This is a genomic window from Cryobacterium sp. PH31-L1 (assembly GCF_030063145.1).
In the GTDB taxonomy this organism is placed as follows: Bacteria; Actinomycetota; Actinomycetes; order Actinomycetales; family Microbacteriaceae; genus Cryobacterium.
Window position 1 is genome coordinate 495818 of the sequence record NZ_JASISM010000001.1, and the last position, 13074, is coordinate 508891.

The following is a 13074-nucleotide window of genomic DNA, read 5'->3' on the forward strand; positions in this document are numbered from 1 at the left end:
GCCCGAAAGCCCGGCCCCGTCCACGCGGGGCCGGGCTTTCGGCATCTCGCCTCCCTCGTCGAGCAGTCGGCCGTCCGGCCTCCCCTCTCCACCTGGCCCAGCCGAATAACTCCTGCAATTTGTGGCCGCGAATTGGAGTTATGCCGGCAGCCATTCCACTGCCTGCCCGCTGAGCGCACTGGTGAGTTCGGTCAGGGTCTCGATCCGAAGAATACGGAGGCGCGAGGCGTCTATTCTGTCGGCCGGCGCAAGCGGGGCAGCGGATGCGACGGCGCGGTCGAGCCAGACTCCCGTCAGTCCCGCAGCGGCCGCGCCCAGAGCATCGGTGCGGAGCCGGTCCCCGACATAGACCGCCTCTGACACGGGCACGCCGAACAGGGCGCAGGCGTGCTCGAAGATGCGCGCGTCGGGCTTGGTGACGCCGAGCGCACCCGATGCAATGACGTGGTCGAACCGGTCAGCGAGGCCAACACGACGAATCTTGTCCCCCTGAAACACCGGGTCGCCGTTCGTGATGAGGCCGAAACGAACTCCGGGAATCTGCTCGGCGAGGGCATCAAAGCAAGGAAGAGCGTCGTCGTGTAGCCGCCAGCTGGCCCGGTAGCTCTCAAAGTATTGGTCGAACCAAACATCCGCTTGATTATCGGTCAGCGCGATGTCGAACGAAGCAGCGAAATCCTGGGCGCGGGCGCGACGCTGGCCGGCAAAGTCCAAATCATTGGTGAGGTAAGAGTGATAATGCTTCTCCTCGAGGGCATCCCACAGCGCCGTCGACGCGCTCCGGTCCCCGGTTGCTGAGGCACCACCTATTCGATCGAGGTGCAGCAGAATACCGTCAGCGACCGCGGCTCGGTGCGCGAACAGGGTGTCGTCGAGGTCGAATAGCACGACCCTTGGGGGCATCACGGGGCCAGGGCCTCGGCAGGCCAGCCCGGCTGCGGAGCACGGTCGTCCCCGGCAGCGAGGTGACCCTGCCAGGAGTCGGGGTAGCTTCCGTCCCGGTACAGGGCAACAGATGACCGCACCCCGGAGAACCGAAACCCCGACTTCCAGGCTGCACGCGCCGAGGCGACGTTGCCAAGTAGGCACTCCCATTGCAGAACATCAATGATTCCGGACGAAAACGCCCAGTCCGCCACGAGCCGTTGCGCCTCAGGCATAAGGCCTCGGCCACGGTGCGGGGTACCCAACCAGAAGCCGATGGATCCCAGCCGGTGAACGGATGCGTCGGCCGCGACGGAATCGCCGGTCAGGCGCAGTCCGATCACGCCCAGAAGCTCCGCCCCGGGCGTATCGCGCAGCGCCCAGGTATATTCCCGATCCGACATCCATCCGGAGGGAACATACTCGTTGAGGAATCCGTCGGCATGCTCACGGTAATACGGCCACGGAACGGTCAGAAAACGCTCGAAGATCGGGTCCTGACAGTACTCAAAGACCCGATCGGCGTCGCCGGCCACCGGATGATCGAGCACTACTAGGGGCGACGACAGCACGAACGGACGCATCAGCGGCGCGGCAGAAAGCCGACCCGGTCGTAGACCGTGGCCAGGGTCGCGTTCGCCACGTCGTCAGCCCTCGCTGCGTTCGACGCCAGCACCCGGTCGAGCTCGGCCGGGTCGCCGAGCAGTTCGGCGACGCGCTCGCGAATAGGGTCGAACGTGCCGAGCACAACTTCGACGAGGCCCTTCTTCAGGTCGCCGTAGCCGCGGCCGGCGTACTCGTTCTCAAGCGACTCGATCGTGCGGGAAGCCAACACGGAGTAAATCGTGAGCAGGTTCGCCACACCCGGCTTGTTCTCGCGGTCGAAGACCACGCCGCCATCGGCATCCGTCACGGCACGCATGATCTTCTTCTTGGTGACGCCCGGCTCGTCAAGCAGCCAGATGACTCCGGCGTGGGACTCGGCCGACTTGCTCATCTTCGACGTGGGATTCTGCAGGTCGTAGATCTTCGCGGTGTCCTTCACTATCGCCACTTCGGGGATGGTGAAGGTGTCGCCGAACCGCGAATTGAAGCGCAGTGCAAGGTCGCGGGTGAGTTCGACGTGCTGGCGCTGATCCTCCCCGACCGGCACAACAGTGGTCTGATACAAGAGGATATCCGCGGCCATCAGTGTCGGGTAGGCGAATAAACCCACGGTCGTCGCGTCGGCGCCGTGCCGAGCGGACTTGTCTTTGAACTGCGTCATGCGGCTGGCCTCACCAAAGCCGGTGATGGTGTTCAGCACCCAGGCCAGCTGGGCATGCGCGGCGACGTGCGACTGCACGTACAGCGTCGACGCCGACGGGTCGATGCCGGCCGCAATGTACTGCGCCGCCGTGCCGCGCGTGTTCTCGCGCAACTTGAAGGGCTCCTGCGAGACTGTGATCGCGTGCAGGTCGACGATGGAGAAGAACGCGTCGTGCGTCTGCTGCAGCGACTTCCAGTTCAGCAGCGCGCCAATGTAATTGCCGATCTGTAGGGACTCGGCGGAGGGCTGCATGCCCGAATACAGGCGGGGTTTGGTCATGAGTTCAACGCTCCAGAAAGGTCATAGTCGACAACGACGGGGGAGTGGTCGCTCCAGCGCTGGTCGTACGCCGCAGCCCGGTCGACCGCGTAGGAAACAACGGATGCCGCCAGCTGCGGGCTGGCCAGGTGGTAATCCAGCCGCCACCCGGTGTCGTTGTCGAAGGCCTGGCCGCGCTGCGACCACCAGGTGTACGGTCCCTCAACCTCACCGGCCCACTTGCGCCCGACATCCACCCAGCCGAGTCCGGCACCCGCGTTGTACAAAGGGTCGGCTTCCGCCCCGAGGATACGGTCGAAATACTCCCGCTCCTCCGGCAGAAAGCCGGCGTGCTTCTTGTTTCCGCGCCAGTTCTTGATATCCAGCGTACGGTGGCCCACGTTCAGGTCTCCGAGTACGAGCGCGAGCGGGCTGTGCGCGGTGAGCTCGGGCAGCCGGGCGAGCATGGCGTCCAGAAACTTGTACTTCTCGACCTGCTTGGGGGTGTCGGTCTCGCCGGAGTGCACGTAGGTGCTCACCACTGTGACGATTTGCCCGTTGACCTCGTAGTCGGCTTCGAGCCAGCGGCCGGCGCTGTCGAATTCTTCGGCACCGAGAGCTACCCGGTGAATGGATGCCCCGGCCCGGCTCGCCAGGGCGACCCCGGCCCGCCCCTTGGCGGTGGCGGCATCGTGCAGGATGTTCCAGTCCGGCCCGAGCAACCCCTCGAGGTCTTCGGTGGAGGCACGCACCTCCTGAATCGCGAGAATATCAACATCCCGTGCATTCAGCCAGTCACCCATTCCCTTGCGGTACGCGGCTCGTACCCCGTTCGTGTTGATGCTGGCAATACGGAGGGGTTTGGCAGAAGACATGGGTCAAGTCTAGTTAGGGCCACCGACAGTCCCGGCCCGTTCGCTTCAGTGCTCGGGAGCCCTCGCCGCGTCGTCCGCCGCTGCAAACTCCCGTACCCGGGACTCGGCCGCACCCAGCCGCCGCCGGGCGCTCCAGCGGGCGTACCAGGGCGAGGAATCGACGGCGGCCCTGGCTGCGGTGAGCTCGCCCCGCGCGGTCAGCCGCAGGGCGTCGTGCATGCGTTTCGCCTGGTTTTCCGCTGCCTCATCGGCACTGAGCGTCTGGGGCGGAATCCCCGCATCGTTCATACCCACCGCAATCCACGACGCCGCGATCAGCGTGACCGTGCTTACGAGGTTGAACCAGATCAGCAGTCCGATGATCACCGCAAAGGTTGCCAGCAGCGGGTTGCGGCTGGCGCCGCCGAGCAGCGCACCACCGAGAATCTTAAGCAGGCCGAGCGCCAACCCGCCGAGCAGTGCGCCGGAGAACAATCGCCGCACGGGAATGCGTACCCGCGACAACACCCGGAACAGGCCGGCCAGGGTGAGGGTGTCGATGACGAGTACGACCACCAGGCCGATGGCGCGGGCCGAGGCTTCATAGAAGAACGAGTCCTGCGGTATCTGAAAGATGCCAAAGAGCAGGCCGAGCAGCGCGGTGCTCGCGAGCGAGACGATCGCCGACAAAACGAGGGCCAGACCGAAGACCAGCCCGAGGCCGAGCTCGCGCAGCTTGACCAGCAGAAAAAACCTCGTCTGCTGCGGCATGTCAAAGACGGTGCGCACCGCTTGCGCCGTCGCCGAGAGCCAGCCGAGCGCGGTCAGCAGTAGACCGATCAGGGCGATTGCGCCGGTCCAGGTGAGAATGCCGGCCGTCGCCAGCAGCTCGGGGTCGATGATGCCGTCCGTGCCGATCAGCCCCGGAATCGACTGGTTGATGATCGCGTAGAGCGCGTTCAGCAGGCCTTGATTGGCGGTCAGGAACAGCCCGGCGATGGAGAAGCCCACCCAGACGGCCGCGAAAATGGCGAAGATCGCCTGATACGACATTCCGGCCGCGAGGATGCTGCCACCCACGCTTCCGAAGTGGGTGAGCACCCGCACGGGACGCCAGGCCTGAATGCGCTCTACCAACTCTTTCACACTGTTAGCTTAACCAGAGTCAAAGCGGCAGTTACGCCTTCCGCAAACGGATGCCGCCACGCTCGCGGCACTCGTTACAGTTCGCGGCACCCCTACCTTCGGGTGCCGGCAGCGCTAATGAGTGCCGCGAGCCTCCGCGGACGCTATCGTCCGTGCCGCGAGAGGCCGGCATCCGCTACACACGCAAAGACACCCCCGTCGTATCGACGGGGGTGTCTTCAGCGCAAAGAGGGCAGTTACGCCTTGCCACGCATGATGGCCTGCTTGACCTCGGCGATGGCCTGGGTCACCTGGATGCCGCGGGGGCAGGCATCCGTGCAGTTGAAGGTCGTGCGGCAGCGCCACACGCCCTCTTTGTCGTTGAGGATGTCGAGGCGCACGGCCGCATTCTCATCGCGCGAGTCGAAGATGAAACGGTGCGCGTTGACGATGGCGGCCGGACCGAAGTACTGACCGTCGGTCCAGAACACCGGGCAACTCGACGTGCATGCTGCGCAGAGAATACATTTCGTCGTGTCGTCGAAACGCGCACGCTGGGCGACGGTCTGAATGCGTTCCTTGCCCTTCACCGGGGTGACGCTGTTCATCAGGAACGGCTGCACCTCCTTGAAGGACGCGAAGAACGGCTCCATGTCAACGATAAGGTCCTTCTCCAGCGGCAGGCCCTTGATGGCCTCCACGTAGATGGGCTTCGTGACGTCGAGGTCCTTCATGAGCGTCTTGCAGGCGAGACGGTTGCGCCCGTTGATGCGCATGGCGTCCGAGCCGCAGATGCCGTGCGCGCAGGAGCGACGGAAGGTCAGCGACCCGTCCTGCTCCCACTTGATCTTGTGCAGCGCGTCCAGCACCCGGTCGGTCGGGTAAAGCTGCACGTCGAAGTCCTGCCAGTGCGGCTCTTCGTCCACCTCCGGGTTGAAACGACGAACAATGAGCGTGACCGTGAAGGACTTTATCTCCTCGGGAACGACGGGCTTCTGGTCAATCGTGGCGTTGCTCAACTCAGTACTTCCTCTCCATCGGCTGGTAGCGGGTGATGACAACCGGTTTCCAGTCGAGCTTGATGTGGTCGGCGGCGTCCGCCGACATAGCGTCACCCTTGAGGTACGCCATGGTGTGCTTGAGATAGTTCTCGTCGTCGCGCACGAGGTAGTCCTCGCGTTGGTGTCCGCCGCGGCTTTCCTTACGGTTACGGGCGGAGTAGACGACAACCTCGGCGAGGTCGAGCAGGAAGCCCAGCTCGACGGCTTCGAGCAGGTCGGTGTTGAACCTGCGCCCCTTGTCCTGCACTCCGATGTTCTTGTAACGCTGACGCAGAAGGTGAATGGTCTCGGTGACAGAAGCCAAAGACTCGTCGGTGCGGAACACCTGGGCCTTCTTATCCATTTCTTCCTGCAGAATCTTGCGCAGCACTGCGATTCGTTCGGTTCCGGTCGATGAGCGGATGCCTTCCAGCAGTTCGCGCACCTCCCTGGCCGGGTCTTCCGGCAGCGGAACGAATTCGGCCGTCTTGACGTATTCGACAGCGTTGTTACCGGCACGCTTGCCGAAAACATTGATGTCGAGCAGCGAGTTGGTGCCGAGGCGGTTCGAGCCGTGCACCGAGACGCAGGCGCATTCGCCGGCGGCATACAGGCCGGGAACGACGACCTCGTTATTGCGCCAGACTTCAGCCTTCACGTTGGTCGGGATGCCGCCCATCGCGTAGTGCGCGGTCGGCATGACCGGCACCGGCTCGGTGACCGGGTCGACACCGAGGTAGGTGCGCGCGAACTCGGTGATGTCGGGCAGCTTGGTCTCGAGCAGTTCCTTGCCGAGGTGCGTGCAGTCCAGGTACAGATAGTCCTTTTCCGGGCCGGCGCCGCGACCCTCCGCAACCTCCTTGAGCATGCAGCGCGAGATGATGTCACGCGGGGCGAGGTCCTTGATGGTCGGTGCATAGCGCTCCATGAAGCGCTCACCGGATGAGTTTCGCAGGATTGCGCCCTCGCCGCGGGCTCCCTCGGTCAAAAGGATGCCGAGACCGGCCAGGCCGGTCGGGTGGAATTGGAAGAACTCCATGTCTTCGAGCGGAAGGCCCTTGCGCCAGACGATACCGACGCCGTCACCGGTGAGGGTGTGGGCGTTCGAGGTGGTCTTGTAGATCTTGCCGAAACCACCGGTGGCGAAGATGAACGCCTTGCCCTGGAACACGTGCAGCTCGCCGCTCGACAGGTCGAGGGCCACAACAGCCGACGGCTGGTCGACGCCGTCGACGTTGGTCATCACGAGGTCGAGAACGTAGTACTCGTTGAAGAAGTTGATGCCACGCTTGACGCAGTTCTGATACAGCGTCTGCAGGATCATGTGGCCGGTGCGGTCGGCGGCGTAGCAGGCGCGACGCACCGGGCTCTTGCCGTGGTCACGGGTGTGACCACCGAACCGACGCTGGTCGATCTTGCCCTCAGGCGTGCGGTTGAACGGCAGGCCCATGTTCTCGAGGTCGATGACCGCGTCGATGGCTTCCTTGGCCAGAATCTCAGCGGCGTCTTGGTCGACCAGATAGTCGCCACCCTTGATCGTGTCGAAGGTGTGCCACTCCCAGTTGTCTTCCTCGACGTTGGCGAGGGCCGCAGCCATCCCGCCCTGCGCCGCACCGGTGTGCGAACGCGTCGGGTAGAGCTTGGAGATCACGGCTGTGCTGGCGTGGGGTCCGGCTTCGATGGCGGCACGCATGCCGGCTCCACCCGCTCCCACGATCACGATGTCGAACTGGTGGTAGTGAACGCCATCCACGAGGGTGGAGGTGGGTACGGGTGCAGGTGTCGTCATAAGGGTGTGAGCGTCTCCTAGAGAGTCTTACAGAACGAGGCAACCAGGTCGGCGGGTGCACCGGCGGGGCAGGGATCGAAGGTGAACACCACGAGGGTGCCGAGGGTGATCAGCGAGACGACGCTGACCAGGATCGCGACCTTCAGGATGCCGCGGCTGATGCGGGATGTGGCGTAGTCGTTGACCAGCGTGCGCATGCCGTTGCCGCCGTGAATCAGGGCGAGCCAGAGCATGATGACGTCCCAGACCATCCAGAACGGGTTGGTCAGCTTGCCAGCGACGAACGCGAAGTTCAGGGCGCTCACGCCCTCACCGATCATGAGGTTGACGAACAGGTGACCGAAGATCAGCACGACCAGCACGACGCCGGAAACGCGCATGTAGATCCAGCCCCATTTTTCCCAGTTGATGCTGCTCTTTTTGGTCGAGCGGGTGTACGGGCTGCGGGGAGCGTCGATTGTTGAAGTCATTTTGTCGCCCCCTAGTGGCTGAACACGTTGATGAGGTGGCGCGGCGCGAAGCCCAGCATGGTGACGACCCACAGGCCGATGACGACGTAGAACAGCACCCGCTGGTACTTGGCGTTCCAGAAGTCGATCAGGATGATGCGCAGCCCGTTGAATGCGTGGAACACGATGGCGCCGACGAGTGCGACCTCACCGAGGCCCATGATCGGCGTCTGGTATTGCGAGATGACCGCGTTGTAGGCTTCGGGGCTGACCCGAACTAGCGCCGTATCGAGAATGTGAACGAGCAGAAAGAAGAAAATTGCGACGCCGGTGATGCGGTGCAATACCCACGACCACATGCCCGTGTTACCCCGATACAGGGTGCCGGCGGGGCGACGTGACGTCGTCTTCTGCTGAGAATCTAGGGTTCCTGCCGTCTGTGGCATGAACAACCCTCCCTGGCTGAATAGTGGCTCTTTGGTGAGACCGAGAATGCGCTATGAGCACATGTCGTCATTCTACAAGCGCGCCACCCACTCGTGTCAGTTAGGGTTACCTAACGTTGCATCGACGGCGGTACATGAGTGTCGGCGCGTACGGCCAGACGCTCGTCGATGGCCTGCTCGTAGTAGTCGACCAGCTCGGCGCACACCGTCGGCCACGAGCGCCCAAGCACCGCGCGACGCCCGGCTTCTCCCATACGCGCCCGCAGCATCGGGTCGAGTGCAAGCTGGCAGACCCAGTGCCGAAGGTCCCGGTCGTCGTCCGGTCGAAACAGGTAGCCGTTCTCGCCGTGCGCCACCAGGTCGATCGGCCCGCCGGCGTGCGGGGCGACGACGGGCAGCCCGGCGGCATGCGCCTCCTGCAGAGTCTGGCCGAAGGTCTCCTCGGTGCCGGCGTGCACGAACACGTCGAAGCTCGCGTAGGCGATGGCCAGTTCGCGGCCAGACAGCCGCCCCAGCCAGGTGACCGGCATGCCCGCGAGGGCGCGCTGTATAGAGGGTATGCTCGGTCCGTCTCCGACGAGAGCCAAACGGATGCCCGGCACCCCGCGCAGCGCACGAAGCCGCTCCACCTGCTTCTCCGGGGCCATGCGACCGACGTAGCCCACGATCACATCGCGTTGGCCGTCCGTCCTGAGCGCGGGTGCGATCCGTTCCCGGAGCGCGGCGACCGCCGGATCGTTCTTCAGATTGGGGTGAAAACCGGTCAGGTCGACACCGCGGGTCCACATGGCCAGGCGGGGAACGCCGAGGCGCAGCAGGGCGGCCATCGACGACGATGATGGCACGAGGGTGCGGGTGGCGCCCTCGTGCACCCACTTCACGAATCGCCAAGCCAGGGCCGTGGCGGGACCGAGGTGGTTTCGGTGAGCGTAACCGGCGACATCCGTTTGAAAGATCGCGACCGAGGGGATGTCTAGCCGGTTGGCAGCGCTGATGCCCTGGGCGCCGAGCAGAAATGGCGAGGCGGCGTGCAGCACGTCGGGGCGAAAATCGGCGAGCAGCTTCTGCACCTGCGGGCTCGGCATTCCGACCGGAAATTCGCGGTAGTTCACGGCGGAGACGGTGTGCACCGGAAAACCGGCATACTCGGCGGGGGCGCCGGAGGGGGCGATGACCATGGCCTCGTGTCCGGTGGCGGCCAGGTGATCGAGCACCTTGCACACGCTCGTGGTCACCCCGCTCACGGTGGGGAGAAAACTTTCGCTAATGACTGCGATCCGCATGATTCGAGGCTAAGTCGCGATGATTGCCGCCGGGTGACGCGCGCATGAACAGTGGTGTCCGGCACTCGCATTGGGGCCGCCCGATAGTCTGATCCAATGATTACGTCCAGTGAGCCCATCGACCGCCTGTACAGCGTGATTCCCGCCGGCGGAATCGGCTCCCGGTTGTGGCCGCTGTCGCGAGCGGATGCCCCCAAATTTCTGCACGACCTCACCGGCTCCGGCCACACCCTGCTGCGCGATACCTGGGATCGCCTGGTTCCGCTGTCGACCGAGGAGCGCATCATGGTCGTCACCGGGCGTGCCCACCGCGCTGCGGTCGAGCAGCAGCTGCCCGAACTGGCCGACCCGAACGTCGTTCTTGAAAGCGAACCGCGCGACTCGACCGCCGCGATCGGCCTCGCCGCGGCCATTCTGCAGCGGCGCGAACCCGGCGTGATCATCGGATCGTTCCCGGCCGACCAGGTTATCAAGGGCGACGCCCTGTTCCGCTCGGCGGTGACCGCGGCGGTTGCGGCAGCGGATGCCGGGTACATCGTCACGATCGGCATCCAGCCGACCGAGCCCGCGATCGGCTTCGGCTACATCAAAAGTGCGGCGTCCCTGCCGATCGACGGAGCCCCGACCGCCCTCGCCGTCGACTCCTTCGTCGAGAAGCCGAGCCCCGAGGTCGCTGAGCAGTACGTCGCCGATGGCAACTACCTCTGGAACGCGGGCATCTTCATTGCGCGCGCCGACCTGCTGCTGGCCGAGATCGCGTCGGCCGAGCCCGAGCTGCACGCCGGACTGATGAAACTTGCCGAAGCCTGGGACACCCCGGCGCGTGGTGCCGTCGTTGATCAGATCTGGCCGCGCCTCAAGAAGATCGCCATCGACTATTCGGTCGCCGAACCCGCCGCTGCTGCCGGAAAGCTCGTCGTGATTCCCGGCCAGTTCGACTGGGATGACGTGGGCGACTTCGCCTCGATTGCCAAGCTGCACTCCGGCGGACGCAAATCCAACCTGGCCATCCTCGGCGAGGGCGCGCGAGTGCTCGCCGACTCGTCGAGCGGCATCGTGGTCAGCCACACCGGTCGCATGATCGCACTCATCGGCGTCGAAGACATCGTCGTGATCGACACCCCGGATGCCCTGCTGGTCACCACCAGCGCGAACGCCCAGAAGGTTAAAGCGGTCGTTGACGCGCTCAAGCTGTCCGGTTCCAGCGACGTGCTCTAGGCCCGACCTGAGTAGAATTCCAGTTCATGCTTAAGGGAGTGTCCATGCGTCGCTTGATCACTGTTTCTGCCCTCGCGGCATCCGCTCTGCTGCTGGCCGGGTGCGCGCAGGCGCCGACCCCCACCGCAACAACGGATGCGAAGGCGCCCGACTATTGCGCCCGCATGGTCACGAACTCGGGCGGCCTCGAAGACCGGTCCTTCAACCAGTCCAGCTGGGAAGGGCTGCAGGAGGCCGCGACGAAGTACAGCATTGACACCGACGCGATCGTGTCGACCTCGGAGACCGACCTGGCACCCAACGTGAGCCAGGCCGTTGCCACCGGATGCCAGTTCGTGCTCACGGTCGGCTTCGAACTGGCCGACGCCACCCTCGCCGAGGCCACCGCGAACCCCGACGTGCACTTCGCGATCGTCGACGAGGTCGTCGATGCCCCCAACGTGAAACCGATCGTGTTCGACACCGCCCAGGCCTCATTTTTGGCCGGCTACCTCGCCGCTGGCGTGACCAAGACCGACAAGGTGGCCACCTTCGGCGGCGGCAACCAGCCGCCCGTCACCCTGTTCATGGACGGCTTTGTCGACGGCGTCGCCATGTACAACGACAAGCACAAGGCTGCCGTGCAGGTGCTCGGTTGGAACAAAGACGCCCAGGACGGCAGCTTCACGGGCGACTTCGAAGACGTTAACAAGGGTAAGGCCCTGGCCCAGTCCTTCATCGATCAGGGCGCCGACATCATTCTGCCGGTGGCCGGCCAGGTCGGGCAGGGCGCGGCGGCCGCCGCGATCGAAACCCCAGGCGTCTCCATCATCTGGGTCGACAACGACGGCTACGTGACCTTGCCGGAGCAATTTCAGTCGGTCGTGCTCACGAGCGTGCTGAAGAACACCTCGGACGCCGTGGTGGAGACCATCGGGTCCGACCTGGACGGCACATTCGATAACACGGCTTTCGTGGGAACCCTCAAGAACGGGGGCGTCGAGATCGCCGACTTCCACGACCTGGCCGCGCTGGTGACGCCCGAGCTGAGCGACGAACTCGACCAGATCAGGGCCGCGATTATAGCCGGGATCATCAAGGTAGACGGCCCGAGTTCGCCCCAATAAGGGGAGAATTGTTTCGGCAATGTCGCGGCTTGGTAACGACTCGCCCGCGCACGCACAATGCTCATCTGCGCAGCGTCACATTCGGTAACGTGGATCGCACGACGCCCGTGCGATCGCGCTGGGCAGCACACTGGAGGTCCTCTTGACAATTTCGACCCGTAAGACCGTACTTGCCGGTCTTGCAATGTTCGGCACCGTGGCGATGCTCGCGGCCTGTGCCCAGGCTCCCGCCGCCACCGATGACACCAACGCCGCCGCCGCTAACGACTTTCTCCCCTGCATGGTGTCTGACGAGGGTGGATTCGACGACCAGTCCTTCAACCAGCTCGGCTTCGAGGGCCTCAACGAGGCCGCAGCCGACCTCGGCGTGACGCCGAAAACGGTCGAATCCGCCGCGGAGACCGACTACCAGTCGAACGTGCAGAACCTGGTTGACCAGGGCTGCAACCTCATCGTCACCGTCGGGTTCAACCTCGCCGCCGCGACCGTTGAGTCGGCCCTCGCGAACCCCGAAGTAAACTACGCCATCATCGACAACGATGCCGACCTCGACTTCGACGGCAAGGTCGACGCCCCGAACATCAAGCCCATTCTGTTCGACACCGCCCCCGCTGGTTTCATGGCCGGCTACGCCGCTGCCGGGTACAGCAAGACGGCCGTTGTCGGCACCTACGGTGGACTGCAGATCCCGCCGGTCACCATCTTCATGGACGGCTTCGCTGACGGCGTCGCGTACTACAACGAGAAGAACGACACCGCCGTTCAGACCATCGGCTGGGACGTCGCCTCGCAGACCGGTTCCTTCACCGGTGGCTTCGCTGCCGGTGTTGACTCCCTCGCCAAAGCGCAGGGCCTCATCGACCAGAACGCCGACGTGCTCCTGCCCGTTGGTGGACCGATCTTCCTGAGCGCGATCGAAGCGATCAAGAGCTCGGGCAAGGACATCGCCATGATCGGTGTTGACGCCGACCTGTTCGAGACCAATCCGGCCGGTTCCAGCCTGTTCCTCACCAGCATCCTCAAGGACATCAAGCTCGCCGTATCCGACGTGGTGACCGCCTCCGGCTCCGGCACGTTCGACGCGAATGCGTATGTCGGAACCCTCGAGAACGACGGCGTGGGCATTGCACCGTTCCACGACTTCGAGTCCAAGGTTCCCGCAACCATGACCGATGACGTCGACGCCATCAAGGCCGGCATCATCGACGGTTCGATCACGGTCGAATCGCCCGCTTCGCCCAAGCAGTAATAGGCTATTTGAAATGGGGAGGCC

The 13074-nt window shown here is 64.3% G+C and carries 13 protein-coding genes; 3 read left to right on the forward strand and 10 right to left on the reverse strand.

The genetic code is table 11. The features are described 5' to 3' along the window. Positions 1-138 precede the first annotated feature (138 nt). The 10 genes from QMF22_RS02415 to QMF22_RS02460 all read right to left on the reverse strand — a co-directional run bounded on the left by QMF22_RS02415 (position 139) and on the right by QMF22_RS02460 (position 9477). On the reverse strand, positions 139-888 hold the full coding sequence (locus tag QMF22_RS02415) for an HAD family hydrolase (RefSeq protein ID WP_283449977.1): 750 nt from the start codon (positions 886-888) through the stop codon (positions 139-141). A 14-nt stretch (positions 889-902) separates the two neighbouring features. After that, positions 903-1475 carry a GNAT family N-acetyltransferase gene (locus QMF22_RS02420; RefSeq protein ID WP_283449979.1) on the reverse strand — a complete coding sequence of 191 codons (573 nt, stop codon included), beginning with the start codon at positions 1473-1475 and terminating at the stop codon, positions 903-905. 32 nt (positions 1476-1507) lie between these two features. Then, positions 1508-2512 (reverse strand): tryptophan--tRNA ligase, encoded by a 1005-nt coding sequence (trpS, locus tag QMF22_RS02425; RefSeq protein ID WP_283449982.1) that lies wholly within the window; start codon positions 2510-2512, stop codon positions 1508-1510. Beyond that, positions 2509-3366, reverse strand: a complete 858-nt coding sequence (locus tag QMF22_RS02430; protein WP_283449984.1) for an exodeoxyribonuclease III — start codon at positions 3364-3366, stop codon at positions 2509-2511. Before QMF22_RS02430 ends, trpS begins: the two co-directional genes overlap by 4 nt. A gap of 45 nt (positions 3367-3411) precedes the next feature. Next, the gene (locus tag QMF22_RS02435; protein WP_283449986.1) at positions 3412-4491 is read right to left on the reverse strand and encodes a YihY/virulence factor BrkB family protein; all 1080 of its coding nucleotides are present in this window, start codon (positions 4489-4491) and stop codon (positions 3412-3414) included. A 236-nt stretch (positions 4492-4727) separates the two neighbouring features. Continuing rightward, on the reverse strand, positions 4728-5489 hold the full coding sequence (locus QMF22_RS02440; protein WP_283449988.1) for a succinate dehydrogenase iron-sulfur subunit: 762 nt from the start codon (positions 5487-5489) through the stop codon (positions 4728-4730). 1 nt (position 5490) lies between these two features. Continuing rightward, a complete protein-coding gene (sdhA, locus tag QMF22_RS02445; protein WP_283449990.1) occupies positions 5491-7299 on the reverse strand; it encodes a succinate dehydrogenase flavoprotein subunit in 1809 nt (602 codons plus the stop codon). Between the two features lie 17 nt (positions 7300-7316). Continuing rightward, entirely contained in the window at positions 7317-7769 is a 453-nt protein-coding gene (locus tag QMF22_RS02450; protein WP_283449992.1) for a succinate dehydrogenase hydrophobic membrane anchor subunit, read from the reverse strand. A gap of 11 nt (positions 7770-7780) precedes the next feature. Then, a complete protein-coding gene (sdhC, locus tag QMF22_RS02455) occupies positions 7781-8194 on the reverse strand; it encodes a succinate dehydrogenase, cytochrome b556 subunit (protein WP_283449994.1) in 414 nt (137 codons plus the stop codon). 110 nt (positions 8195-8304) lie between these two features. Next, positions 8305-9477: a glycosyltransferase family 4 protein gene (locus QMF22_RS02460; RefSeq protein ID WP_283449996.1), complete on the reverse strand. Its 1173-nt coding sequence runs from the start codon at positions 9475-9477 to the stop codon at positions 8305-8307. A 96-nt stretch (positions 9478-9573) separates the two neighbouring features. On the opposite strand from QMF22_RS02460, the gene QMF22_RS02465 reads away from it, so the two are divergent. The 3 genes from QMF22_RS02465 to QMF22_RS02475 all read left to right on the forward strand — a co-directional run bounded on the left by QMF22_RS02465 (position 9574) and on the right by QMF22_RS02475 (position 13050). Continuing rightward, the gene (locus QMF22_RS02465) at positions 9574-10695 is read left to right on the forward strand and encodes a mannose-1-phosphate guanylyltransferase (RefSeq protein WP_283449999.1); all 1122 of its coding nucleotides are present in this window, start codon (positions 9574-9576) and stop codon (positions 10693-10695) included. Between the two features lie 26 nt (positions 10696-10721). Further along, positions 10722-11801, forward strand: a complete 1080-nt coding sequence (locus QMF22_RS02470) for a BMP family lipoprotein (protein WP_283450001.1) — start codon at positions 10722-10724, stop codon at positions 11799-11801. Positions 11802-11943: 142 nt separating this feature from the next. Continuing rightward, positions 11944-13050: a BMP family lipoprotein gene (locus QMF22_RS02475; protein WP_283450003.1), complete on the forward strand. Its 1107-nt coding sequence runs from the start codon at positions 11944-11946 to the stop codon at positions 13048-13050. Positions 13051-13074: the final 24 nt, after the last annotated feature.